Below are 24,250 nucleotides of genomic sequence, written 5' to 3' on the forward strand. Positions count from 1 at the left end.
GAGGATCCCTTCGGTCGCTCCAGGCTACCGTGCCGGGTCGGCGGGTCGTGCCTCGGGCTCGACCGCGTCGCGGGACGGTTTCTCGCCGAGCGCGGCGTGCGCCCAGAGCGTGCTCCCCGCCACGGCCGCCGGCATGATCGCGACCGCGCCGAGCGGGACGAGGAAGCAGATCTGGGTCGCGACGCCGAACCCGAGGGCCTTCGCGCGGTGCTCGCGAAGGAGGGTGCGTCGCGCCCGGCGGTCGAGGCCACGGGCCGAGAGCGCGCGGGAAATGAGTTCGTCGGCGAGGAGCCAGCCGGTCAGCAGGAGGCCGACGACACCCCCGAGCACGCCTCCGACGAGGGGGATGAGCCCGAGCAGCCACGCGAGAAGAGCGACCAGGATGCCACGGAGCACCAGCCGCGCGCTGTCGCCCACTCCCCGCCAGAAGCCGTACTCGACGTTCGGCACCGCGCCGAGGGCGGAGCGCTCGGTCGCGCGCCAGATCCGGTCGTAGATCGGCTCGCCGACCGTCAACGTCACGGCGGTGAACGAGACGGCGAAGAGGAACAGCACCGCACCGAACGACGCGACCCCGATTGCCACGCGGAGGGCGGCGGCCCAGAACGGTTCCCATCCGTCGGCGAACGGCGTCCAGTCGTCGACGAGGCTCGGAAGCCAGAAGCCCCACCCCACGAGCGCGGCGCCGAACGCCAGGCCGACGACGGCACCCGGGATGAGCCCGAGTGCCATCGCGCCGGGCGTGCGGCGCCACTGGCCGAGACCGCGGAGCAGGAGGCCGGCGCCGGCGAGGAATTCGCGCATGCCGACGAGTCTGGCAGACCCCTCCGACACGGGTCGGGCTGCGCCGACGGTCGGGGTGGTCGGGCATGCGCGCCCCCGGGCTCGTCGTGTCGGGGGTCGATGCCAGGATGTGGGCATGCGGATCCGCACGACGTCGACCCAGCGCACCTATCGATACGTGCGGTTGTCGATCGTGGCGGCGACCCTCGTTCTGGCGGTGTCCGTGGGGCTCGAGGTCGCGAGGGCGGGTGTGCTTTCCTCGATCAGCGCTGCGTTCTACACACCGGCAGGCCATCTCTTCGTGGGGAGCCTGTGCGCGATCGCGTTGGCGCTCCTCGTCCTCTCCGGGCGCAGCATCGAGCAGGGACTCCTCGACGTGGCGGCGGTGTTCGCTCTCGTCGTCGCGCTGGTGCCCACGCCGATCTCCGACGCTTCCTGCGAGGGCGCCGCGGTGTGCGTGCCGGGTGCGGCGGTCGCCGGAGTGATCAACAACGGCGTGTCGGTGGCATCCCTCTCCGTCGTCGTCCTGATCTCCGCCGCGGTCCTCGCGCGCACGCAGGGGTCCGCGGGGTGGGGGACCGTCGTGACGCTGGTCGGGATCGCGCTGATCGTCGTCGGATTCGTGTCGTGGGCTCTCGCCGACTTCCCGACGTTCCTCCGCGGTGCGCACAACGTCGCTGCCGTCGGGTTCTTCTCGGTGATCGGTGTGGTCGCCGCCGTGTCGGCGTGGCGGCCCCAACGCGCCGCGCGTCGCTTCCGGATGCTGTACGCCGTGGTCGCGGTCGGCATCCTGGGGGTGCTGATCGCCCTGGTCGCGGTGCTGGTCGCCGGAAGAGCGGCGACGGCGACCGTGGGGGGTGTGCCGGCGATCTTCCTCGGGGAGTCTGTCGTGGTGGTGCTGTTCGCGGTGTTCTGGCTCGTGCAGACGGTCGAATTCTGGGACGCCCCCGATCCCGCGCTGCGCGCGTGAGATTGCCGGGAATAACCTCGGAACCACGTCGTTGAAGTTGATACATAGCCGCTCAAGTCTCAAACTTGAGTGAGCTTGACTCATGTATCACAGGAGACATTCGTGCCCGAAGACTTCACCCCCGACGCCGGGGACAACGGCGCCCAGTCGTTCGACGAGTTCCTCGCCCGCTACCTCGCGGGGGAGCGCGCCCGCGCCGAACGGTCCATCGACCTCAGCAGGTTCCTGAGCGCCCGCACGCAAGAGGCGTTGCAGGCGGCGGGCCGGTACGCACTCGGTCGGGGCCAGCGCGAGCTCGACGCCCTTCACGTGCTCCACGTCCTCGTGGGGCAGTCGCCCGCGCGCGAGGCCGTGTCGCGCCTCGGCGCCGACCCGGTCGCGATCGCCCGCGCCGCCGAGAGCCGGCTCCCGGCGGCCGGTCCCGCTGCCGACGTCGACGGGGCCGTCGTCGCCGGTTCCGTCCAGCGCGCGCTGTTCCACGCCTTCCAGGTCGCGCGGGCCGCAGGATCCACCTACGTCGACCCCGACCACCTCTTCTTCGCGCTCGTGCTGGCGCAGGACGCGCCCGCCGGGCAGATCCTCGCGCAGGCCGGTGTCACGGCCGAGGCCCTGACCCAGGGCGTGCGCGAGACCGTCGTGGGCGGCGAGCCGACTTCCGCGCCCGAGCAGACGGCATCCACGACCCCGAATCTCGACCGCTTCGGCACCGATCTGACCGCCCTCGCGACGGCGGGCGAGCTCGACCCGGTCATCGGCCGGTCCGACGAGATCGAGCAGACGATCGAGATCCTCAGCCGCCGGACGAAGAACAACCCGGTCCTGATCGGCGAGGCCGGCGTCGGAAAGACCGCGATCGTCGAGGGACTGGCTCGTGCGATCGTCGCCGATGAGGTTCCCGATCAGCTCCGCGGCACCCGCGTGGTCTCGATCGACCTCGCGGCGATGCTCGCCGGCGCACGTTATCGCGGCGACTTCGAGGAGCGTCTGACGCAGACGATGGAGGAGATCGCGGCATCCGAAAAGCTCGTCGTCTTCATCGACGAGGTGCACACCCTCGTCGGCGCGGGCGGCAGCGGCGACGGATCGATGGACGCGGGCAATATCCTCAAGCCGCGTCTCGCGCGCGGCGACGTGCGTCTCATCGGCGCGACCACGCTGCGTGAGTACCGCACGATCGAGAAGGACCCCGCTCTCGAGCGGCGTCTGCAGCCGGTGCGCGTGGGCGAGCCTTCGCTGACGGATGCCGTGGAGATCCTCCGCGGTCTGCGTTCGGCGTACGAGGAGCACCACGCCGTCACCTACACCGACGACGCGCTGCGCGCCGCCGTCGAGCTGAGCGACCGGTACCTTCCCGACCGCGTGCTCCCTGACAAGGCGATCGACCTCATCGACCAGGCCGGAGCGCGCCTGCGTCTGAAGCTCGGGGTCTCGGTCGACACCTCGTCGCTGTTGGAGCGGCTCGCCACTCTCGAGGCGGAGAAGAACGCCGCCGTCTCAGCCGAGCACTACGAGGAGGCCTCGCGCCTGCGCGACGAGATGGCCGCCGTGCAGGCCCGGCTCGACGACGCGACGCGTGGCCCCCGGGTCGCGGCCGTGGTCGACGAGCCCGAGATCGCCGCGGTGATCAGCCGGTCCACCGGCATCCCGGTCGCCCGACTGACGGCGACCGAACGCGGACGCCTTTCGCAGCTCGAGAACGAGTTGCACGCCCGGGTCATCGGGCAGGACGACGCCGTCACCGCGGTCGCCAGGGCCGTGCGCCGCAACCGCACGGGCATGGGAGACGAGAACCGTCCCGTCGGTTCGTTCCTCTTCCTCGGCCCCACGGGCGTCGGCAAGACCGAGCTCGCGAAGGCCCTCGCGGGGTCGCTCTTCGACGACGACGGTGCCGTGATCCGTTTCGACATGAGCGAGTTCGGCGAGCGCCACACCGTGTCGCGCCTCGTCGGTGCCCCTCCCGGATACGTCGGCTACGACGAGGCGGGTCAACTCACCGAGCGCGTCCGGCGCAACCCTTACGCGGTCGTGCTGTTCGACGAGATCGAGAAGGCTCACCCCGACGTGTTCACCCTGCTGCTGCAGGTGCTCGACGACGGACGCCTGACCGACGGCCAGGGACGCACGGTCGACTTCCGCAACACGGTGATCGTGATGACCTCGAACCTGGGCGCCGAGATCCTGGCATCCCGATCCGGGGCGATCGGGTTCACCACGACGGGACGCGAGTTCGAAGCCTCGGACCTCCGCGACCGGGTGATGGGCAAGCTGCGCGAGGCGATGCGGCCCGAGTTCCTCAACCGCATCGACGACATCGTCCTGTTCCAGAAGCTCGAGAAGAAGCAGCTGCGCGAGATCGTCCGGCTGCTGCTGGGCGCGTCCGCGCGGCGGCTCGCCTCGCGTGAGGTGGTTCTGGAGGTCACCGAGGCCGCCGTCGACCGTCTCGCCGACGTCGGGTACGAGCCCGAGTACGGCGCGCGGCCCCTGCGCCGGCTCATCCAGCGCGAGGTCGACGACCGCATCGCCGACCTCTTCGTCTCGGGTGAGCTGAGCGACGGGGGAGCGGTGACGGTGGATGCCGACGCCTCGGGCTTCGTCGTCCGCGCGGCGTCCGCGGCTCTCGCGGCGTAGGGCCGTCGGGCTCCAGGCCCTCGGAACCTTCGGGTTTCGGGGGCCTTCCGCGTGTTCGGGGATCTCCGCGGGACGGTACGGGGTGGTCGGGGGTGGGCGGTCTTGGGCCGGGGCCGTGGGCCGGGGCCGTGGGCCGGGGCCGTGGGGCCGGGGTGGGCCGTGCCGTCGCGCGGAGTTCGGGGGCGACACGCCGGTGGGGGTGGGCCGGTGGCGGAGTGTTGCCGGTGATCTCCGCCGGACGGTACGCGGTAGCACGTGGGCCCCCAGCAGATCGGCCCACCGGATGCCACGATCCTCGCCCGATGTCGGAGGTTCGGGGCAGAGTAGGGGGATGAGTCGTATCGGCACGATCTTCAGCCCCTACCCCCACCCGCCCGAGCAGCTGCGCGACGCCGCGCGCGCGGCGGAAGACGCCGGCATCGAGGAGCTGTGGCTGTGGGAAGACTGCTTCCGCTCCTCCGCTTGGGCCGCCGCAGCCGCCGCCCTGGCCGTCACCGATCACCTTCGGATCGGGGTGGGAATCGCGCCGTTCCCCCTCCGCAACGTCGCCGCGTCGGCGATGGAGGTCGCGACGATCGAGCGCATGTTCCCCGGGCGGCTACTCCCCGGTTTCGGACACGGCGTACAGGACTGGATGCGTCAGGTCGGGGCGAAGGCCGCCTCGCCGCTCACGCTCATGCAGGAGCAGCTCCCCGCCCTCCGCTCGTTGCTCGCGGGCGACACGGTCAGCGCCGAGGGGAGGTACGTCCGACTGCGCGAGGTCGCCCTCGATTGGCCGCCCGCCGAGGCTCCGCTCGTCTACGCGGCGGCCGAGGGGCCGAAGACGCTGGCTCTCGCCGGTGCCGTCGCCGACGGTGTCATCCTCGACAGCCGGCACACGGTCGACGAGATCGCCGAGGCCGTCGGCGTGGTGCGGGCGGGGCGAGCGGATGCCGGTCGCGACGGCCGCACCGACGTCGTCGCCTACGTGCTCACGGCCTTCGGTCCCGACGCCCGCGAACGGGCAATCGCCGCGGCGGGTGACCGACCCGATGCCGGGGATCGGGTGCTCGCCGGCTCGGTGTCGGAGGTCGCCGACGGCGTCTCCCGGTTCCAGGCCGCGGGTGTCGACGACGTCGTGCTGCTTCCGACCGATGAGGTCGACCTCGCGGCCTTCTACGCCGCGGTCGGTCAGGTGGCGATCGCTGTCCCGAACGCCGGAGGGGTGTCATGACCCGCGGTATCGTCTCGCTCGGACTCGCGGGAGCGCTCGGCCCCGACGCCATCGCGCGCATCGCCCCCGAGATCGAGAGAGCCGGGTTCCACGCGCTCTGGATCAACGACACCCCCGACGGCGACGCTCTTGCCGCGCTCGCCGCGGCGGCGACGGTGACGGACCGTCTGCACCTCGCCACGGGAGTCGTGCCCGTCGACCGTCGACCCGGTGATGAGATCGCCGCGGAGGTGGCATCCCTCGGTCTTCCCCTCGACCGGTTGACGCTGGGCATCGGGTCCGGCATGGCGAAAGAGGGGGCACTGGCACGCGTCAGAGACGCGATCGAGGTGCTGCACGGCGCGGGCATGCCGCGTGTGCTCGTCGGCGCGCTCGGCCCGAAAATGCGCCGCACCGGCGTCGAGCGGGCCGAGGGGGTGCTTCTCAACTGGGTGCCGCCGGTCGAGGCACGCGCGCAGACCGAGGTCCTTCACGAGGTCGCACCGGCCGCCCATGTCGCCGTTTACGTGAGAACGGCGATCGTTCCCGGCGCCCGAGCACGCCTCGCCGCCGAGACCGAGCGATACGCGTCGTTCCCGAACTACGCCGCGAATTTCGCGCGGATGGGGGTGGATGCCGCCGACACGACGATCCGCGACGTCACCGAGCTGAGTGGTGCACTCGAGGCGTACACCGCGGCGACCGACGAGGTCGTGCTCCGCGCGATCGTGCCGGAGGACACGGTGGAGGCCTACGTCGACTTCGTGCGGCGGACGGCACCGTCGCCGAGCTGACGGGAGGGGGCGCCGCCGATCCGTCTTCGCGCGGGCCGACGGCGACAGTCGTCGCACGGCTCTCGCGCCGGCCGATCCGTGCCTGTGGGCGTGCCACGGCGGTGGCTGCGGGACCCCGCGCGGATGTTCGCCGCGCCTCGCGCCGTAGCATGGGCCCATGCGGCGACTTCCGGTGACCCTCGTGACGATCGCGGCCGCTGCGGCGCTGCTCTCCGCCTGCACCGGTGCGCCGGCGGCCGGGGACGCTCCGACAGGGAACGCCGCGGCGGCCTCGGTCGGCCCACCGCCCGCCACGGAGTCGAACCTCGGTTCGGAGCCCGCTCCGACGCCCGCGTCCACGCCGGACGCCGCCTCGATCGCCCAAGCCGATGCGTGGCTCGGCGCGATCGCACTGCCCGCGGGGGCGGTGCGCACGGACGACAACACCCGGTTGTACACGTCGTTCGCCGGATGGATCTGCGCCCCCATCGCGGGGCGTCACGGGGAATGGCTCGTCCCGAACACCGGTGTGGACGAGACGATCGAATGGATTCGTGATAACCCGCCCGCCGGTCTCAAGGCCACGACCGGGGGCGGCTCATTCGGCGATGCCCCGCCGCCGACCTCCGCCACCGTCGCCTTCACCCCGGAAGACCTCTCCCAGCAGGGCGTCCTCTTCCGAGTGGATCGGAGAGGTTCCAGCGTCGCGGTGCAAGCCGACGTCGTCGCGCTCGGCTCGACCTCGGTGTGCCCGACGCCCGATCCCGGCACCAGCTTCGGTCTTCCCGGTCAGGGCTGATCCGGCGCGGGTCAGGCCGAGGTGCCGGCCGTTTTCATCCCCACCGGCACGTCCGCGATGACTCGATCGATCCAGCCGCTGCGGGGAAGCGCGGCGATCTCGTCGCGCGCGAACCATCCCACTTCGAGCAGTTCATCCTCGTCGGCGACGGCCGCGCTCAGCAGCTCGCAGTCGTAGGCGGTGGTCACGTATCCGACCTGATCGCCGTTCGGGTAGGTCACCATCATGGGTTCCCCGCCATACACGCCGACGATCCCGCGGATGCGCACGGCGGCTGCGGTTTCTTCGCCGACCTCGCGGTGCAGGGCCTCGACCGGCTCTTCGCCGGGTTCCACCGCTCCGCCCATCAGGCTCCACAGCCCGGAGTGACGGTGGCGGGCCAGGAGGAACCGATCCCGTTCGCGGATCACCGCGGTCACTCCCGGCAGGAGCAGTAGGTCGGTTCCGATGCGCGAGCGGATCGAGGCGACATAGTCCGAGACGGTCATGCGGCGAGTTTAGGAAACGGACCTGGCGGCGAACGGGGCCAACGCCGCGGCCAGCCGCAGCCCGCGCTCCGTCGGCATCCGCTCGTCACCCCGCGCCGCGCGCGACCGGCCCTCGACCGCGTCGTGAGTGAAAGACTGACCGGATGCCACGCCCCCGAGGTCTCACCATCCGCTCCGTCGCGCGCGGCGGCCTGGCCCTGCTCCTGGTCGGCGCCGGCGTCAGCCACCTGACGTGGGGTCGTCGCGGCTACCGCATCGTCGTGCCCGGCTGGGCGACGAGAATGCTCCACACCGACAAGGACGCCATCGTCGTGGCATCCGGAGCGGCCGAAGTGCTCCTCGGCACCGCGCTCATCGCGCTCCCGCGAGAACGCGGACGAGTCGGCGCGGCGATCGCCGCGTTCTTCGTCGCGGTGTTCCCCGGCAACGTGCACCAGTGGCGCACGGGTCGATCGGCACCCGGCCTGAACACCGATCGCGCGCGGTTCGTCCGGCTCTTCCTGCAGGTCCCGCTCGTGGCGTGGGCCTGGTGGGCGACGCGTCGGCGCTGACGTCGCGCCGAGTTCCGCTCTCGCCGCGGGACGCTCCGCGCCCCGCCCCGCCGCCCTCCACCCGCAACGGCGACCGCAGACGACGCGGGATGCTCTACGCCGCCTCCCCGAGCTCCAGGATGCCGTTCTCGAACGCGGCGCGGGCGAGGACCTTGTAGCCGTGTTCGGGGAAGAAGACCGTCAGCCGGTCGTCCTCGATGCCCATGACGGTGCCGGTGCCGAACTCCGCGTGCTCGACGGGCGCGTCGATGCGGATCCCCCCGTCGTCGACGGTGTCCGCGGCCTCGATCGGCGCCACCACGCCGCCGTTACACCGATCGCACGAACCGCACGATGCAGGACTCTCGACACCGAAGTACTCCAGCAGAGCACGGCGGCGGCAGTGCGTGGTCTCGGCGTAGCCGCGCATGATCTCGATGCGCGAGGCACGGATGCGCTCCTCGGCCTCGTCGCGCTCGCGCACGGCAGCGACGGCGTCGCCGGCCGAGACCTTCTTCTGCACGGAGACGCCCTCGGCTCCCGACACGGCCAGACCGCTCGCGACGAGCTGGTTGAGCACGCGCCCGATGACTCGCACGGAACGGCCACTCCGCTCAGCGACGTCTTTCGCCCGGAGCGGCTTGCGCGAGCGGCGCAGCACATCCCAGACACCGGCGATGTCGCTGCGCTTCGTGTGCCCGCCGGCGAAGAACGACCGCAGCGAGAAGTCCTCGGCGCGATAGTGGAGGATCGCCCGCGCGGGCTGACCGTCGCGCGCGGCGCGGCCGATCTCCTGCGCGTAGGCATCCAGCGACTCGGTCACGTCGGCGTGCACGACGAGGCGCACGTCGCTCTTGTCGACGCCCATCCCGAACGCGGAGGTGGCGACGACGACGTCGAGCTCGCCGGCGCTCCACGCGGAATGCACCTCGTCCCGTCGCTTCTGCGCCATCGCGCCGTGGTACGCGGCGGCACGGAGACCGAGGTCCCGCAGTTCGTCGGCGTACAGCTCGGTGCCCTTGCGCGTGGCCACGTACAGCAGCGCGGGGCCGTCGGCATCCTGAACATCCGCGATCACGGCGCGACGCTTGTCGGCGTCGTGCTCATGGCGGCGGACCGCCATGTGGATCTCGGGGCGGTCCATGCCACGTACCTCGAGGTGGGGATCGCGCATGCCGAGGCTCGAGACGATGTCGTCGCGGACAGGGGCGGATGCCGTCGCCGTCAGCGCCAGCACCGGAGGATGCCCGAGTGCCTCGACGGCATCGCCGATGCGCGCGTAGTCGGGGCGGAAGTCGTGTCCCCAGGCGGACACGCAGTGCGCTTCGTCGACCACCACCAGCCGCACGTCGGCGCGCGCGAGTCGATCGAAGACCTCGGGGTTGGCGAGCTGCTCCGGCGCGAGGAACGCGTACACGGCGTCTTCGCCCTCGATCGCCGCCCACGCGGCCTTCCGTGCCGAGGCGCTCGTGCGGGAATTCAGCGCGACGGCGGCGGGAGCGTCGGGGGCGGCGTCGATCGAGTCGATCTGGTCGCGCTGCAACGCCAGCAGAGGCGAGATGACCAGCGTCGTCCCGCCCAGCTCGCACCCGGCGATCTGGTACACCGCCGACTTGCCCGCGCCCGTCGGGAACACCACGAGCGTGTCGCGCCCGCCCACGACGGCGTCGATCGCCTCGGCCTGGCCGGGCAGCAGGTCGTCCCAGCCGAACACCTCGCGGGCGGTGCGGGCGGACTGTTCGAGGGTGGCGGGTGCGTTCACGGTGCCTCATTCCTGGGGAAGACCCAGCACACCCTGAACCTCCGACATCGCCTCGGGGGTTGCGAGCAGGGGGCGCGTATGGAAGACCGGGCCGTCACCCGCCTTGTAGGGCCCGCCGTCCCGGCATCCGGCTCGACGTGCCATGGCGGTCGCGGTCGCGCAAGCGTCGAGGCGATGTCGGAGGGGGATGCCAGGATGCCGACATGCTCTTCGGCGACATCGAAACGGCCCTCGCGGCAGTGACGAGCACGCGCTCGCGCCTGGCCAAAGTCGACGCCCTGGCCGCCCTGCTCCGCGACCTCGAGCCGGACGAGATCGCTCCGGCGGTGGGTCTGCTCACGGCGTCGCCCCGGCAGGGCCGGCTCGGCGTCGGCTGGCGAACGCTGTCCGCGCGGGGAGGGTCGCACGCGGCGGATTCGACCCTCACGATCGGTGAGGTCGACGAGGCGTTCTCGCGTCTCGTCGAGATCGGCGGAGCGGGATCCGCTGCCGCGCGCACGGTCCTCCTCGACGACCTCGCGTCTCACGCGACCGCGAGCGAGTGGCAGCTCCTGGTCCGGATCATGACGGGCGAGCTGCGGACCGGCGCCCTCGAGGGCGTCCTGCAGGATGCCATCGCGCGAGCCGCAGAACGCGACGGCGCCGCGGTGCGGCGGGCCGCCATGCTGTCGGGCGATCTGGGTGAGACCGCCGTGATCGCCCTGACCGGCTCGGTCGATGACCTCACCGCCGTCGGGCTCGTGGTCGGCCGCGGCGTCCAGCCCATGCTGGCGTCCACCGCCGCGACCGTGGCGGAGGCTCTGGATGCCGCGGGCCGAGCGTCGGTGGAGTACAAGCTCGACGGTGCGCGGGTCCAGGTGCACCGGCACGGCGATGAGGTGCGCGTGTTCACCCGGACGCTCGCCGACGTCACGCACCGCGTGCCTGAGATCGTCGAGGTGGCGCGATCGCTCCCCGTCGACGACGTGATCCTGGACGGAGAGACGCTCTCCCTCGACGGCGACGGCGCCCCGCGCCCGTTCCAAGACACGATGGCGCGCTTCGGCGCCGAAACGGCCCGCGAGATCGCTCTGCGGCCGTGGTTCTTCGACATCCTGCACGTCGACGGTCGTGACCTCATCGACGAACCGCTCGAGGCGCGCCTCGCCGAGTTGCAACGCGTCGCGGGGGAGTACCGCATCCCGGCGCTTCTGACGGACGACGCCGGTGACGCTGACGCTTTCGCCCGGGCGGCGCTCGATGCGGGGCATGAGGGCGTGATGGTGAAAGGTCTCGACGCGCCGTACGCCGCCGGGAGGCGGGGGAAGAGCTGGCTCAAGGTCAAACCGGTGCACACATTCGACCTGGTGGTGCTCGGCGTCGAGCGAGGGTCCGGACGCCGCGCGGAGTGGCTGTCCAACCTGCATCTCGGGGCGCGTGACCCCGAGGGTACGTTCGGCGACCCCGGCGGCTTCGTGATGGTGGGCAAGACCTTCAAAGGGCTGACCGACGAACTCCTGCGGTGGCAGACCGCGCACTTCGCCGACCGCGCGACCGGTGAGGTGCCCGGCGGCATCCGCGTCGTCCCGGATACCGTGGTCGAGATCGCGATCGACGGGGTTCAGCGGTCGGTGCGGTATCCCGGCGGGATCGCCCTGCGCTTCGCCCGTGTGAAGGCCTACCGCCCCGACAAACCGGCGGTCGAGGCCGACACGATCAGCACCCTCCGGGCGATGCTTCCGGGTGGTGGTGCCGGAGCGGATGCCGAAGAACCGACGGGCGACCGAGGCGGAGCGGCGACCTCCGCCGACGAGAGGACGACACGATGAGTCTGGCTCCCTGGCTCGACGGCGAACTGGGCTACCGCAGCTTCGGTACACCGGGCGCCCCGCGGGCGGTTTTCGTCCTGCGTACGGGCGATGTCTCGACGACGGATCCCGATGCGCGCGTGACCTCGGGGTATGACGTGCGGGTCGTGGCGGTGGGGCTCGACGCCCCCGAACTCGAGGATCCGCCGGTGTTCGGCGGACAGACGCCCGCGGGCCTGACCGTCGAAGCGCTGCGCGATCTCCTCGAGCGTGAGGCTCCCGGCGCGACTGTGGGACTCGTGGGGGAGCGGGCGGCCGGACCGATAGCGATCTACCTCGCCGCGGCGATGGGGCCGGTCGTCGACCGCCTCGCGATCGTCGGCGTGGCGAGTCCGTCCGACCCCTTGAGCCGAGACCTGCGGACCCCTCTCCTCGACCATCTCGACGCGGAAGCGCTCGTGATCGTCGGGGGAGAGGGGCCCGCGGCGGTCGCCGACGCCGAGTGGTACGTCGGGCGCATGCGGGCGGCCGAGATGGATGTCGTGCCCGACGACGAGATCGGCTCGGTCAACGGCGAGGTGACCCTCACGGCGGTTTGGGAGCGCGTTCTCGCCCATGTCGCCCCGGGCGCCGCGCGTCGATGATTCGCCGCTGATGTCGGCTCAGCTCCGCCGACGCGTTGCGGGATGGACCGCGCGCTCTCGAGTCGCCGACGGATCAACGGCGGGATTGCGCCGGGTCAGCCTCGCGACACCGCCTTGACCTGCACGACGTTCGACTCCTCGTCGACCTCGACGTGGTCCGTCTGCGCCTTCAAGAAGTCCGAGAAGCTCCGGAACCCGAGCGCCTTCTCGCTGAACGAGGGATCGAGGCGCTTCATGAGGTCCTTCACGGCGGAGGCGTGCAGCCATTCGCCGTCGGCGCGCTCGCCCTCGAGCTGCATCGCGCGGTCGAGCAGGTCGACCGCCGGGTCCTTCGAGCGCTTGCGGGCGCGCGGCCGCGACGGCGCGGCATCCTTCTTCGTCTCCGCCAGGTTCGGGATGCCGGGAAGCGAATCGTACGAATCGAACCGGTCGCACGCCGCGGCGAGCGACTTGGCCGTGGAACCGGCCACGCCGACGCCCACGACGTAGCGCCCGAGTCGCTTGCAGCGCTGGGCCAGGGGAACGTAGTCGCTGTCGCCGGCGACGATGACGACGTGGGTGAGGTCGGGCAGGCGGAACATGTCTTCGACGGCATCCACCGCGAGGCGGATGTCGGCGCCGTTCTTCGCATACGCGGCCGCCGGGAAGAGCTGAACGAGGTCGACCGCGCGCGCCACCAGCTGCGACCGGTACTCGGCGTTCACGGGGGCCGACCAGTCGGCGTAGGCGCGCGTGAGCACGAGTGTGCCGAACGATGCCGCGTAGTCGATGACGGCGCCGACGTCGATGGTCGCCTTGGTGAGCCGGTCGGCGATCTCGGGGTCCATCGGGTTCTCGGCGATCTTCTGCCGATCGCGCGAGTAGGCGTTGCGGCCGTGCACCCGGTCGTACCAGGACATGACGATGTTGTCGAAGTCGAGATAGACGGCGACGCGGGCGCTCTGCGTTTCGGGCATGGCATCCAGTCTCACCCGTCGGAGCGGCCAGGGCCAGTCCGCGGTCGGTCGCCGGGGGAATGGATGCCAGTGGATCGGTGCTGCGGTCGGGGTGGGGTGTGTGCCGTCGTGCGGAGTTCGGCCGCGGCGCGCCGGTTCGGGCCGCCGCGTGGCGGCGTGTCGTGCACGGACTCCGCGCGACGGTACGCCCCGAGTGCCTGCCGCTCGTGCGAACCGCGCACGAACTCCGCGGGACGGCACGCCCCGAGTGCCCGCCGCGCGTCGGCCACGACCTCCGCCGGACGGTACGCCCCGGCGGTCCGCCGCCGGCGAATGGATGCCGTGGGCCGGTGCTGCGACCGGGGTGGGGTGGTGCCGTCGTGCGGAGTTCGGCCGCGGCGCGCCGGTTCAGCCCGTCTCGTGGCGGCGTGTCGGCCACGGACTCCGCGGGACGGCACGCCCCCGGCGGCCCGCCGCCCGGGAGTGGATGCCGCTGCCCCGGCGCCGCCCCCGAGAACCGACCCGGACTCAGCGCTCCCCGGGGTAGACCACGCCGATCTGGCGGCGCACCTCGTCGAGAACGCCCATGATCGCGACGGTCTCGTCGATGGGCAGCACGTCGCTCGAGGTCACGCCGGCCGCGACGAAGCGCTCGGCGGCCTCGGCCTGGAACTGCATGCCGCGACCCTCGATCGAGGTCGTGAACTCCTCGAGCAGGTCGCCCGCGGGTGAGACCACGCGGAACGAGGTCGGGGTGTACCAGACCCGGTCGATCTCGATCCGGGCCTCGGTGCCGACGATCTGCGCTGTGTTCGCTCCCGCGCCGCGCGAGGAGGACACGGTGGTCGAGAGGGCGCCGCCGGGGTGCACGAAGAGCGTGGCGACGTCGGCGTCGCTGCCGGTATCCGACAGCCGGGCGACAGCCGAGACGCTCTCCGGCAGGCCGAGCACGTCGACGGCGAACGAGATCGGATAGATGCCGAGGTCGAGCAGGGCACCGCCCCCGAGCTCGAGGGCGTTGAGGCGGTGAGCGGGGTCGGTCGAGATCTTCTGCGTGTGATCGGCTGAGACCACACGGATCTCACCGAGGGTCCCCTCGGCGATGATCTCGCGGATGCGCACCATGTGCGGGAGATACCGGGTCCACATCGCCTCCATGGCGAGGAGGCCCTTCTCGGCGGCGCGGTCGCGGATGATCGCGGCTTCGGTCTCGTTGAGCGTGAAGGGCTTCTCGACCAGGACGTGCTTGCCGTGGTCGAGGGCGAGCAGCGCGTTGTCGACGTGACCCGGGTGCGGCGTGGCGATGTAGACGATGTCGACCGTCGGGTCGCTCACCAGCTCTTCGTAGGACCCGTGCGCGTGCGGGATGTCGTACGTCGCGGCGAACTCGCGCGCGCTCTCGATGCGGCGCGAGCCGACGGCGGCGACGTCGAGACCCGCCGTGCGGAGGTCGGAGGTGAAGGCGTGGGCGATGCCACCTGTCGCGAGGATGCCCCAGTGCAGTCCGGTCATGCTCCCACCGTATCGGCGGCGTCCGACACCGACCGTCCCGTCTGCGCGAGAAGTCCCGGATGCCGCGGGCATAGGCTCGCTGCATGACGCCCGTCGAGCGATTCCGCGAGCTCCTGCGCATCCCCACCGTCTCGCGGGCGGACCCCGCCGAGGTCGATACAGCCCGGTTCGACGAGTTCCATGCGGCGCTCGAGCGGCTCTACCCGCTGACCCACGCCCGGCTGGAGCGCGAGGTCGTCGCCGGTCACTCCCTGCTGTACCGGTGGGCGGGGGAGACGGCCGATGCGCCCCTGGTGCTCCTCGCGCACCAGGACGTCGTGCCGGTGGACGGGCAGGAGTGGCGGCATCCGCCCTTCGACGCCGTGATCGATGGCGACGGGGCTGAGCGGGCTATATATGCCCGCGGAGCCATAGACGACAAGGGCGCTCTGGTCGCGATCCTCGAGGCGGTCGAAGAAGCGCTGTCGGAGGGGGTCACGCCGCGAACCGACGTGTGGCTCGCCTTCGGCCACGACGAAGAGACGCACGGCTCGGGAGCTCGCGCGATCGCGGCGCTCCTCGCGGAGCGTGGCATCCGTCCGGCCCTCGTGCTCGACGAGGGTGGGGCCGCGGTGGAGGGTGCGCTGCCGGGCGTTGCGGCGCCCACCGCGATGATCGGCGTCGCCGAGCGCGGTGTGGCGACGTTCGACCTGGTCACGCGCGAGGCCGGCGGACACGCCTCGACCCCGCCGCGCCTGCCCGCCACCGCGCGGCTCGCCCGAGCGATCGACCGCTTGCGTCGACGTCCGTTCCCGCTCCGCCTCGCGGATCCCGTGCGCGCGATGCTCGGCACCGCCGCCGCCCACGCGACCGAACCCCTGCGCACGCTCTTCCGGCGGACGACGATGTCGGCGCCGCTCGTCACCGCCGCGTTCTCCCTGCTCGGCCCCGAGACGAATGCGCTCGTCCGCACGACCGCGGTCGTCACCCGCCTCGAGGGTGCGGCCGGCGAGAACGTCCTGGCCACGACGGCGCGCGCGAGCGTGAACGTCCGCCTCCTCCCCGGTGACACGCTCTCGGATGTGGCGATCCATCTCCGCCGCGTCGTCGCGGATCCGTTCGTCGACATCGAGCTCCGCCAGGGCGGCGAGGCCTCTCCGGTGTCGCCGTGGCAGGGCGAGGAGTGGCGTCGCGTGGCGAGCGCGGTCGTCGCGACACTCGGGGACGACGTGGTGCCCCTTCCGTACCTGCAGCTCGGGGCGAGCGACAGCCGCTTCTACACCGGCCTCACCGCGAACGTGTACCGCTTCGCGCCCTTCCACCTCACCCGCTCCGAGCGTGACGCTCTGCATGCGCCGGACGAGCGCATCCGCGTGGGTTCCTGGCTCCGCGGCATCCGCTTCTACCGGGCTCTGCTCGAATCCTGACCGTGCGATCGCGCGCGACACGCAACGGGCGAAGCGCCGGGTTATCCTCGTGTGACCGGTCACGCGAGGACCGTTGACGCAAAGAGGCGAACCATGAGCGAGACCGACATTCCGGATGCCACGGGCCGGGCCCCCAGCATCCGCGACGTGGCGCGTCTCGCGGGGGTGTCGTATCAGACGGTCTCCCGGGTCATCAACAACAGCCCCCAGCTGCGCCCCGAGACGGCGGCGCGGGTCCGCTCGGCGATCGCCGAGCTGAAGTTCGTCCCGAACCAGGCGGCTCGCGCCCTCGCGACGAGTCGTTCGCGTCTCATCGGCGTCCTCGGGCCGAGGACGACGACGCACGGCACGGCGACGATGGTCCAGGCCATCGAGTCCGCAGCCCGCGCCGCGGGATACCGGCTGACCCTGACGAACCTGGCCACGAGCGCCCCCGAGGACGTGCGCGCCTCGATCGACCACCTCATGCAGCAGTCGGTCGAGGGGCTGATCGCGGTGGCGCCGCAGACGCGCGTCGTTCCGATCCTCGACGAGCTGCGGCTCCCCGTGCCGGTGCAGATCGTCGCCTCGACGGGCACCTCGACCTCGCACAACGACCAGGCGGCCGGTGCGCGTGCCGCGGTGCGCCACCTCATCGAGATCGGGCATACGCGCATCCTGCACATCGCCGGTCCCCGCGACTGGGTCGAGGCCGACCACCGCATGCGGGGGTACCTGGCGGAGATGGATGCCAACGACCTCGCACCGCGTCCCCCCGTCCTCGGCGACTGGACGGCGCAGTTCGGTTTCGAAGCGGGCCTCGAACTGCTGCGCACCGAGGATGCGACCGCGGTGTTCGCGGGCAATGACCATATGGCGCTCGGGTTCATGCATGCCGTCCGGGCCATAGGACGCTTGGTGCCCGAGGACATCTCGGTGGTCGGCTTCGACGACGTGCCGGAGTCGGCGCACCTGTGGCCACCGCTGACGACGGTGCGGCAGGACTTCGCGGGCATCGGCGCGCGCGCGGTGCGCGAGGTCCTCGCCGCGTTGGGTGAACCCGCCGACGCGGGCGCCTCGGTCGAGCCCGACCACCTGCGCCTGATCGTGCGGTCGTCGACCGCTCCGCCCAGTCGCTGATCGTCACATTTCGGCAACGGCTGGACGGCGTGCGCACGGGGACTTGACACGTCGGTCCCGCACGGGGGTAGCATCACACACACAATGTGAACGGTCACATGACCGGTCACACGGCCGACGGGACTCGCTGCGGAGCGGATCCGTCGAGACGAAGATGTTTCGACCGTCTTTCGTTTCGCCCTGTCGACTCGTGCGCCCGGTGTGACCTCGTCCGCAGAGACCGCGGTGGGCTCCGCGTGGAGAGACCGCGACACAAACCCAATGGAGGGAACCAGAGTGAACAAGCACAGCATGCTCAAGACGATCGCCGGAGTGGGCGTTCTCGCGCTCGGCATCGGCCTGGCCGGTTGCGCCGGCGACCGCACGGGCAACAGCGCCGGCGGCGACCAGGAGGCGGGCGGCACCATCGGCGTCGCGATGCCGACCCAGCAGTCGGAGCGGTGGATCGCCGACGGCAACAACGTCAAGTCGCAGCTCGAGGAGCTCGGCTACCAGGTCGACCTGCAGTACGCCAACGACGACATCCCCACCCAGGTCTCGCAGATCGAGAACATGATCACCACGGGCGCCAAGGCCCTGATCATCGCCTCGATCGACGGCACCACGCTCACCGACGTGCTGCAGCAGGCCAAGGACGCGAACATCCCCGTCATCGCGTACGACCGCCTCATCAACGGCACCGAGAACGTCGACTACTACACGACATTCGACAACTACAAGGTCGGCGTCCAGCAGGCCACCTCGCTCCTCACGGGCCTCGGTGTCCTCGACGCCTCGGGCAAGGAGACCGGCGCCACCGGTCCGTTCAACATCGAGCTGTTCGCCGGAAGCCCCGACGACAACAACGCCACGTTCTTCTGGAACGGCGCGATGGACACCCTGAAGCCCTACATGGACAAGGGCGTGCTCGTGGTCCCCTCGGGTCAGACCGAGTTCGGCCAGGCGGCGATCCTCCGCTGGCTGCCCGAGACGGCGCAGAAGCGCATGGAGAACATCCTCACCGTCATCGGCGGCACCAAGCTCAACGGTGTGCTCTCGCCCTACGACGGTCTGTCGATCGGCATCATCTCGGCACTCACCTCGGGCGGCTACTCGGCCACCGACCTCCCCGTCATCACGGGTCAGGACGCCGAGGCCGGCTCGATCAAGTCGATCATCGCCGGCGAGCAGTACTCGACGATCTTCAAGGACACGCGCGAGCTCGCCAAGCAGGCCGTGACCATGGTCGACGACATCCGCAAGGGTGAGACCCCCGAGGTCAACGACGAGAAGACCTACGACAACGGCAAGAAGGTCGTCCCCTCGTACCTCCTCCAGTCGACGATCGTCACCAAGGACAACTACAAGGAAGTCCTGATCGACAGCGGTTACTACACCGAGGCCGACCTCAAGTAATCCCCGCGGGCGTGCCCTGAGCCGCCCGCACCGCCTCCGCCGCGATCGATCCGTTCGGTCGCGGCGGAGGCGCCCCCACGTCTCTCACCCCCACCGGCTCCGGCCGGCCCTGCAAGGAGGACCTCGTGAGCACCATCCTCGAGATGCGCTCGATCACCAAGGAGTTCCCCGGCGTCATCGCGCTCGCCGACGTGTCGTTGACCGTCGAGCGCGGAACGGTCCACGCCATCTGTGGCGAGAACGGCGCCGGCAAGTCCACTCTCATGAAGGTGCTCAGCGGTGTGTATCCCGCGGGCGACTACCGCGGCGAGATCGTCTTCGACGGCAAGACCGTCGAGTTCAAAGACATCCGCGACAGCGAATCCGCCGGCATCGTCATCATCCACCAGGAGCTCGCGCTGAGCCCCTACCTCTCGATCGCCGAGAACATCTTCCTCGGCAACGAGATCACTCACCGCGGTCTCATCGACTGGGACGCGACCAACCGCGAGGCATCCAAGCTCCTCGCCCGCGTCGGGCTCGGCGACAGCCCCGACGTGCCCGTCAATGAGATCGGCGTCGGCAAGCAGCAGCTCGTCGAGATCGCGAAGGCGCTCTCGAAAGACGTCAAGCTCCTCATCCTCGACGAGCCCACCGCGGCCCTGAACGACGACGACTCCGAGCACCTGCTGGACCTGATCCGTCACCTCAAGGGCCAGGGCATCACCTGCATCATCATCAGCCACAAGCTCAACGAGATCCGCGCGATCGCCGACGAGGTCACGATCATCCGCGACGGTCGCACGATCGAGACCCTCGATGTCGCCACCGGGGGCACGAGCGAAGACCGCATCATCCGCGGGATGGTCGGACGCGAGCTCGAGAACCGCTACCCCGACCGCGACGTCGAGATCGGCGATGAGGTCCTGCGCATCGAGGACTGGAACGTCAGTCACCCCACGGATGCCACTCGCACGGTCATCCACAACGCGAACCTCACCGTTCGCGCCGGCGAGGTCGTCGGGATCGCCGGCCTGATGGGTGCCGGTCGCACCGAGCTCGCGATGAGCGTCTTCGGCAAGAGCTTCGGCTCGCGCATCTCGGGGAACGTCTACGTGCGCGGTCAGAAGGTCGACACTTCGACGGTCCCCGCGGCGATCCGCAGCGGACTCGCGTACGTCACCGAAGACCGCAAGGGCGCCGGACTCAACCTGATCGACACGATCAAGCGGAACATCTCGATCGCCGGCATGCGAAAGCTCGTCAAGGGCGGGTTCGTCGACGGCGACGAGGAGTACCTCGTCGCGAACCGCTACCGCAAGTCGATGAACATCAAGGCGCCGAGCGTCGACGTGGTCGTCGGGAAGCTCTCCGGCGGCAACCAGCAGAAGGTCGTGCTGTCGCAGTGGCTCTTCTCCGACCCCGAGGTGCTCATCCTCGACGAGCCCACGCGCGGCATCGACGTCGGCGCGAAGTACGAGATCTACACGATCATCAACTCCCTCGCGGCGCAGGGGAAGGGCGTGCTGGTGATCTCTTCGGAGCTCCCCGAGCTGCTCGGCATCTGCGACCGCATCTACACCCTCAGCGAAGGCCACATCACCGGCCAGCTGCCCATCGAAGAGGCCACTCCCGAGGCACTCATGGTGCTCATGACGAAGGAAAAGGAAGCCGACCATGTCAGCGCTTGACAACACCGTGACCCCGCAGGGTCCCGCGACGCCGAAGGGTCCCGTCGGCGGCGGAGCCGGCGGCGGTGCCGGCAGCATTCTGCAGTTCTTCACGTCGCGACTGCGTGAGATCGGCATCTTCATCGCCCTGATCGTCATCGTCCTGCTCTTCCAGGCGCTGACCGGCGGGCGCCTGCTCACCGCGGGCAACGTGTCGAACATCATCGTCCAGAACAGCTACATCCTGATCCTCGCGATCGGCATGGTGATGATCATCATCGCCGGCCACATCGACCTCTCGGTCGGTTCGGTCGCCGCCTTCGTCGGTGCGGTCTCGGGTGTGCTGATCGTGCAGTGGGGCCTGCCCTGGTGGCTCGGCATCCTGCTCTCGCTCCTCCTCGGTGCCGTGGTCGGCATGTGGCAGGGCTTCTGGGTGGCGTACATCGGCATCCCCGCGTTCATCGTGACCTTGGCCGGCATGCTGCTGTTCCGCGGTCTCACGCAGATGACCCTCGGCAACACCCAGATCACCCCGTTCCCCACCGAGTACCGTGCACTCGGCGGCGGCTACCTGTTCCCCGACCTGTTCCCGGCTGCGAGCTCGCCCGCCGAATGGATCACCGTCGGGCTCGGTGTGCTGACCCTTGTGCTGTTCGTCGTGTCGCAGGTGCGTCAGCGCGCCAAGCGCGCCGCGCTCGAACTGCAGAACGAGCCGCAGGTCGCCTTCCTCGTCAAGCTCATCGGCGGCGGCGCGCTGATCGCGTACCTCACCTACCTGCTCGGTGTGGCACCGGGGTCGCGCGGCACGCCCATCGTGCTGGTCGTGCTCGGCGTGCTGATCATCGGGTACTCGACCGTCATGAGCCGGAGCGTCTTCGGCCGCCACATCTACGCGATCGGCGGCAACCGCACCGCCGCGAAGCTGTCGGGCATCAACACGCGCCGCGTCGACTTCCTGCTGTTCGTGAACATGGGCGTGCTCGCGGCCCTCGCGGGCATCGTGTTCACGGGTCGCCTGAACTCCGCCGGCCCCGGTGCCGGAAACCTCTTCGAGCTGGATGCCATCGCCGCATCGTTCATCGGCGGCGCCGCGGTGCAGGGTGGTGTCGGCCGCGTGGTCGGCGCGATCGCCGGTGGTCTGGTCATGGGTGTGCTCAACAACGGCATGTCGCTCATGGGTATCTCGACCGACGTGCAGCAGTTCATCAAGGGTCTCGTGCTCCTCCTGGCCGTAGCCTTCGACGTGTGGAACAAGAACCGCACGCGCGGTTGATCCGCGCCTCTCCCGAGACGCCCCGACGCCCCGTGCGCCGGGGCGTCTCGCCGTTCCTGCGGACAATCTAAGGGACAGTCATGTGGACAAAAACCGTGCCTATAATTAGGGCATGCCCGAACAGCGAAGGTATCAAGAGACTCACCCCTGGCTAAACTTCGTCCTCGACCTTGGTCGGCTGGGCCACCGGACTTGGCTTCTCTTGGGCGAAGCGGACTCCAAGTGCCAGCACCTCGCGGGCGCCCCGCTCACGCCCGATGTCGCCGCCGAGATGCACGCGGTGTACCTCAGTAAAGGCATTCATGGGACGACGAGCATCGAAGGCAACACTCTCTCCGAAAGTGAGGTCCGTCAGCGAATCGACGGTGCCCTGCCGCTGCCACGGTCCCGCGAATACCTTGGGTCCGAGATCGACGCTGTGCTGGCGCTCTGTAATGAGCTCGCCAAGGATGTGGAGGACGGTCGGACGCCCGGCCTGAGTGTAGATCGGATCAAGGAGTTCAATCGTCGGCTTCTGGAGGGGCAGCCGGAGAAGCCAGATGTCGTGCCCGGGCAGACTCGAACGCACAGCGTCACGGTTGGCATCAGTTCGTATAGGGGGGCTCCTGCCGAGGATTGCGACTTCTTGCTGGTGAAGATGGTCGACTGGTTGAACGGCATGCAAGCTCCGGTCGACCAGCCGGAGCTTCGATTCCCACTCGCCGTACTCAAAGCGGTCATGGCGCACCTCTACATCGCTTGGATCCACCCGTTCGGGGATGGCAACGGCAGGACCGCGCGACTGATCGAGTTCCAACTCATGATCGAAGCAGGGTCTCCAACGCCCGCCGCTCATCTTCTTTCGAATCACTACAACCGGACGCGCGAGGCCTACCTCGTGGAGCTTGACCGCACGAGTCGCGTGGCGGGATTTCCTGTCGAAGGGTTCATTCAGTATGCGCTCCAGGGTTTCGTTGATGAATTGCGTGAACAGATCGGAGTTGTGCGGGCGCATCAAAAGGACGTTATGTGGCAGAAGATCGTTCATGACAGCTATCGCGATGAGGACACTCCTGCGAAACGCCGTCAGCGTCACTTAGTTCTCGACATGCCTCCCGGAGCGGTCGTAACCCGGGCCAAGTTGCGGGAAGTCAGCACCCGCGTCGCGGGGGAGTACGCCGGGTCCGGTTCCAAGACGGTTACCCGCGACATTAATGAGCTTCTGAGTAGGAAGCTTCTTGTGCGAACCGGCAACGGATTTATGGCGAACCGGGCGGTTGTGGACGCCTTCTTACCCCTGACTCTCCGCAGGGAGGCGTAGTCCACGCCCCCCGCCCCCGTTTCGTTCCTGCGGCAGGATGGAACGGTGACCCCCCGCACGTCCCTCCGCCGCGCCGCCGCGGTGCTCGCCGTGCTCGCGCTGGGCCTCACCGGCTGCACGGCGACGCCGCCGCGTGAGGCCGGCTCGAGCGACGGGGCCGGGGTGATCGGCGTCGCGCTGCCCTCGACCGCCGACGCCGGATGGGAGCACGCGGGGGAGGTCGTGGCATCCGAACTCCGCGATCGTGGCTACCGCGTCGATCTGGAGTACGCCGCCGACGACGCGCGAACGCAGGCCTCGCAGGTGCAGAACATGCTGACCAAGGGGATGGATGCCGTGATCGTCGCGCCCCTGTCCGCCGAGGAGCTCGCGGCGCCCGCCGAACTCGCCGACGAAGACGGCGTTCCGATCGCCCTCCTCGGTCGCGGTCTCGCCGTTTCCGGAGCGGGGTTCGCCGCGGTGGTCGAGCCGGAAGAGCTCGGCCGCGCCCAGGCCCAGGCTCTGCTCGACGCGCTCGACGCCGGGCAGGGGGCGGATGCCACGAACCCGACGCCCACACCCGACTCCGACGCCCCCGACTCCGACGCCCCCGACTCCGACGCATCGGAGACGAACGCATCCGAGGACCCCGCACCGGCCTCCCCGGCCGGACCCGTCGAGCTCACCGTGCTCGCCGGTGCCGCGGACGACGCCTGGGAGCAGCGACGCTTCGCCGCCGCGCGCGAGGCCCTGGCCTCCGCGGTCGACGAGGGGCGCGTCGTGATCACGTCGGGCGCCGCGTGGGACGACGCCGCTGTCGCCGACGATCCGCTCGACGTGTCGGACGCGGCGGAGAAGCGCGCCCGAGTGGTCGTCGCGGACACGGATGCGGAGGGCGAGACGCCCGGCCGCACCGCGTTCCTCGCGCTCGGTGACGACGTCACCCGCGGCATGGTGACCGCGCTCACCACCGACCCGCCCGCGGGCGAGACCCCTTCACCCACGCCTTCGCCGTCGCGCGCGGCCGAGCGTCCGGACCCGATCGTCGTCGGTTCGGGGGCCGACCTCGCCACCGCGCGTGCCCTCGACGCGGGCGTCGTCGCCGCGACCGTGTTCGTCGACACGCGCGATCTGGCCGCGCCGATCGCCGATGCGATCGAGGCGCTGCTCGACGAGCGCGAACCGGTGTCGGACGGCACCGAGATCCCCGGACTGACGGACGCCCCGGCTGTCGCGGTCGGCCCGCAGACCGTTCGTGCCGACGACATCACGCGTGTCCTGCTCGACACCGGCTGGCTGACCCCCGAAGAGCTTTCGGGATAACCC

Annotated in this window: 20 protein-coding genes; 15 read left to right on the plus strand and 5 right to left on the minus strand. The window is 70.3% G+C overall.

Annotation, left to right across the window (positions count from 1 at the left end):
* Positions 1-24 precede the first annotated feature (24 nt).
* Entirely contained in the window at positions 25-804 is a 780-nt protein-coding gene (locus P2P98_RS10930; protein ID WP_275799747.1) for an EI24 domain-containing protein, read from the minus strand.
* Between the two features lie 115 nt (positions 805-919).
* On the opposite strand from P2P98_RS10930, the gene P2P98_RS10935 reads away from it, so the two are divergent.
* From P2P98_RS10935 to P2P98_RS10955, 5 genes are all read left to right on the plus strand, one after another.
* Positions 920-1,753 carry a hypothetical protein gene (locus P2P98_RS10935; RefSeq protein WP_275799748.1) on the plus strand — a complete coding sequence of 278 codons (834 nt, stop codon included), beginning with the start codon at positions 920-922 and terminating at the stop codon, positions 1,751-1,753.
* 102 nt (positions 1,754-1,855) lie between these two features.
* Complete coding sequence (locus P2P98_RS10940; RefSeq protein WP_275799749.1) at positions 1,856-4,381, plus strand: ATP-dependent Clp protease ATP-binding subunit; 2,526 nt, start codon at positions 1,856-1,858, stop codon at positions 4,379-4,381.
* A 331-nt stretch (positions 4,382-4,712) separates the two neighbouring features.
* Positions 4,713-5,594, plus strand: coding sequence for an LLM class flavin-dependent oxidoreductase (locus P2P98_RS10945; RefSeq protein WP_275799750.1), 882 nt, complete (start codon positions 4,713-4,715; stop codon positions 5,592-5,594).
* Positions 5,591-6,367: an LLM class flavin-dependent oxidoreductase gene (locus P2P98_RS10950; RefSeq protein ID WP_275799751.1), complete on the plus strand. Its 777-nt coding sequence runs from the start codon at positions 5,591-5,593 to the stop codon at positions 6,365-6,367. The genes P2P98_RS10945 and P2P98_RS10950 overlap by 4 nt, the downstream gene beginning before the upstream one ends.
* Before the next feature lie 157 nt (positions 6,368-6,524).
* Complete coding sequence (locus tag P2P98_RS10955) at positions 6,525-7,145, plus strand: hypothetical protein (RefSeq protein ID WP_275799753.1); 621 nt, start codon at positions 6,525-6,527, stop codon at positions 7,143-7,145.
* Between the two features lie 11 nt (positions 7,146-7,156).
* Here P2P98_RS10955 and P2P98_RS10960 read toward each other — a convergent pair whose 3' ends face one another.
* A complete protein-coding gene (locus P2P98_RS10960; RefSeq protein ID WP_275799754.1) occupies positions 7,157-7,633 on the minus strand; it encodes an NUDIX domain-containing protein in 477 nt (158 codons plus the stop codon).
* Between the two features lie 143 nt (positions 7,634-7,776).
* Here P2P98_RS10960 and P2P98_RS10965 point away from each other — a divergent pair, with 143 nt between their 5' ends.
* Positions 7,777-8,184, plus strand: a complete 408-nt coding sequence (locus tag P2P98_RS10965) for a hypothetical protein (RefSeq protein ID WP_081319288.1) — start codon at positions 7,777-7,779, stop codon at positions 8,182-8,184.
* A gap of 94 nt (positions 8,185-8,278) precedes the next feature.
* On the opposite strand, the gene P2P98_RS10970 is transcribed toward P2P98_RS10965, so the two are convergent.
* Positions 8,279-9,925, minus strand: coding sequence for a RecQ family ATP-dependent DNA helicase (locus P2P98_RS10970; protein ID WP_275799755.1), 1,647 nt, complete (start codon positions 9,923-9,925; stop codon positions 8,279-8,281).
* A 203-nt stretch (positions 9,926-10,128) separates the two neighbouring features.
* On the opposite strand from P2P98_RS10970, the gene P2P98_RS10975 reads away from it, so the two are divergent.
* Both P2P98_RS10975 and P2P98_RS10980 read left to right on the plus strand, forming a co-directional pair.
* Positions 10,129-11,733 carry an ATP-dependent DNA ligase gene (locus tag P2P98_RS10975; protein WP_275799756.1) on the plus strand — a complete coding sequence of 535 codons (1,605 nt, stop codon included), beginning with the start codon at positions 10,129-10,131 and terminating at the stop codon, positions 11,731-11,733.
* Positions 11,730-12,356 carry a hypothetical protein gene (locus tag P2P98_RS10980; RefSeq protein WP_275799757.1) on the plus strand — a complete coding sequence of 209 codons (627 nt, stop codon included), beginning with the start codon at positions 11,730-11,732 and terminating at the stop codon, positions 12,354-12,356. Before P2P98_RS10975 ends, P2P98_RS10980 begins: the two co-directional genes overlap by 4 nt.
* A gap of 95 nt (positions 12,357-12,451) precedes the next feature.
* On the opposite strand, the gene P2P98_RS10985 is transcribed toward P2P98_RS10980, so the two are convergent.
* Both P2P98_RS10985 and P2P98_RS10990 read right to left on the minus strand, forming a co-directional pair.
* Complete coding sequence (locus P2P98_RS10985; protein ID WP_058596910.1) at positions 12,452-13,312, minus strand: NYN domain-containing protein; 861 nt, start codon at positions 13,310-13,312, stop codon at positions 12,452-12,454.
* Between the two features lie 507 nt (positions 13,313-13,819).
* Positions 13,820-14,803 carry a Gfo/Idh/MocA family oxidoreductase gene (locus tag P2P98_RS10990; protein ID WP_275799758.1) on the minus strand — a complete coding sequence of 328 codons (984 nt, stop codon included), beginning with the start codon at positions 14,801-14,803 and terminating at the stop codon, positions 13,820-13,822.
* An 83-nt stretch (positions 14,804-14,886) separates the two neighbouring features.
* Between P2P98_RS10990 and P2P98_RS10995 the strand changes: the two genes are divergently transcribed.
* The 7 genes from P2P98_RS10995 (at position 14,887) to P2P98_RS11025 (ending at position 24,247) form a co-directional block, all read left to right on the plus strand.
* Positions 14,887-16,209 (plus strand): M20/M25/M40 family metallo-hydrolase, encoded by a 1,323-nt coding sequence (locus tag P2P98_RS10995; protein ID WP_275799759.1) that lies wholly within the window; start codon positions 14,887-14,889, stop codon positions 16,207-16,209.
* A gap of 93 nt (positions 16,210-16,302) precedes the next feature.
* On the plus strand, positions 16,303-17,328 hold the full coding sequence (locus tag P2P98_RS11000; RefSeq protein ID WP_275799760.1) for a LacI family DNA-binding transcriptional regulator: 1,026 nt from the start codon (positions 16,303-16,305) through the stop codon (positions 17,326-17,328).
* 291 nt (positions 17,329-17,619) lie between these two features.
* Positions 17,620-18,723, plus strand: a complete 1,104-nt coding sequence (gene chvE / locus P2P98_RS11005) for a multiple monosaccharide ABC transporter substrate-binding protein (RefSeq protein ID WP_275799786.1) — start codon at positions 17,620-17,622, stop codon at positions 18,721-18,723.
* Between the two features lie 143 nt (positions 18,724-18,866).
* The gene (mmsA, locus tag P2P98_RS11010; RefSeq protein WP_275799787.1) at positions 18,867-20,393 is read left to right on the plus strand and encodes a multiple monosaccharide ABC transporter ATP-binding protein; all 1,527 of its coding nucleotides are present in this window, start codon (positions 18,867-18,869) and stop codon (positions 20,391-20,393) included.
* Positions 20,380-21,645: a multiple monosaccharide ABC transporter permease gene (mmsB, locus tag P2P98_RS11015; RefSeq protein ID WP_013585998.1), complete on the plus strand. Its 1,266-nt coding sequence runs from the start codon at positions 20,380-20,382 to the stop codon at positions 21,643-21,645. Before mmsA ends, mmsB begins: the two co-directional genes overlap by 14 nt.
* A 112-nt stretch (positions 21,646-21,757) precedes the next feature.
* Positions 21,758-22,945 (plus strand): Fic family protein, encoded by a 1,188-nt coding sequence (locus P2P98_RS11020; protein ID WP_275799761.1) that lies wholly within the window; start codon positions 21,758-21,760, stop codon positions 22,943-22,945.
* A 45-nt stretch (positions 22,946-22,990) separates the two neighbouring features.
* Positions 22,991-24,247 (plus strand): substrate-binding domain-containing protein, encoded by a 1,257-nt coding sequence (locus P2P98_RS11025; RefSeq protein ID WP_275799762.1) that lies wholly within the window; start codon positions 22,991-22,993, stop codon positions 24,245-24,247.
* The last annotated feature ends 3 nt before the right edge of the window (positions 24,248-24,250 follow it).

It is taken from the genome of Microbacterium sp. Kw_RZR3, assembly GCF_029222405.1.
Lineage (GTDB): Bacteria > Actinomycetota > Actinomycetes > Actinomycetales > Microbacteriaceae > Microbacterium.

Excerpts from the sequence above, each read along its gene's own strand:
- P2P98_RS10965 (WP_081319288.1), top strand. The coding sequence starts at position 7,777 with ATGCCACGCCCCCGAGGTCTCACCATCCGCTCCGTCGCGCGCGGCGGC.
- P2P98_RS10960 (WP_275799754.1), bottom strand. The coding sequence starts at position 7,633 with ATGACCGTCTCGGACTATGTCGCCTCGATCCGCTCGCGCATCGGAACC.
- P2P98_RS10980 (WP_275799757.1), top strand. The coding sequence starts at position 11,730 with ATGAGTCTGGCTCCCTGGCTCGACGGCGAACTGGGCTACCGCAGCTTC.
- P2P98_RS10955 (WP_275799753.1), top strand. The coding sequence starts at position 6,525 with ATGCGGCGACTTCCGGTGACCCTCGTGACGATCGCGGCCGCTGCGGCG.
- chvE (WP_275799786.1), top strand. The coding sequence starts at position 17,620 with ATGCTCAAGACGATCGCCGGAGTGGGCGTTCTCGCGCTCGGCATCGGC.
- P2P98_RS10995 (WP_275799759.1), top strand. The coding sequence starts at position 14,887 with ATGACGCCCGTCGAGCGATTCCGCGAGCTCCTGCGCATCCCCACCGTC.
- P2P98_RS10930 (WP_275799747.1), bottom strand. The coding sequence starts at position 804 with ATGCGCGAATTCCTCGCCGGCGCCGGCCTCCTGCTCCGCGGTCTCGGC.
- P2P98_RS10945 (WP_275799750.1), top strand. The coding sequence starts at position 4,713 with ATGAGTCGTATCGGCACGATCTTCAGCCCCTACCCCCACCCGCCCGAG.
- P2P98_RS10990 (WP_275799758.1), bottom strand. The coding sequence starts at position 14,803 with ATGACCGGACTGCACTGGGGCATCCTCGCGACAGGTGGCATCGCCCAC.
- P2P98_RS10975 (WP_275799756.1), top strand. The coding sequence starts at position 10,129 with ATGCTCTTCGGCGACATCGAAACGGCCCTCGCGGCAGTGACGAGCACG.
- P2P98_RS10985 (WP_058596910.1), bottom strand. The coding sequence starts at position 13,312 with ATGCCCGAAACGCAGAGCGCCCGCGTCGCCGTCTATCTCGACTTCGAC.
- P2P98_RS11000 (WP_275799760.1), top strand. The coding sequence starts at position 16,303 with ATGAGCGAGACCGACATTCCGGATGCCACGGGCCGGGCCCCCAGCATC.
- mmsB (WP_013585998.1), top strand. The coding sequence starts at position 20,380 with ATGTCAGCGCTTGACAACACCGTGACCCCGCAGGGTCCCGCGACGCCG.
- P2P98_RS10935 (WP_275799748.1), top strand. The coding sequence starts at position 920 with ATGCGGATCCGCACGACGTCGACCCAGCGCACCTATCGATACGTGCGG.
- mmsA (WP_275799787.1), top strand. The coding sequence starts at position 18,867 with ATGCGCTCGATCACCAAGGAGTTCCCCGGCGTCATCGCGCTCGCCGAC.
- P2P98_RS11020 (WP_275799761.1), top strand. The coding sequence starts at position 21,758 with ATGCCCGAACAGCGAAGGTATCAAGAGACTCACCCCTGGCTAAACTTC.
- P2P98_RS10950 (WP_275799751.1), top strand. The coding sequence starts at position 5,591 with ATGACCCGCGGTATCGTCTCGCTCGGACTCGCGGGAGCGCTCGGCCCC.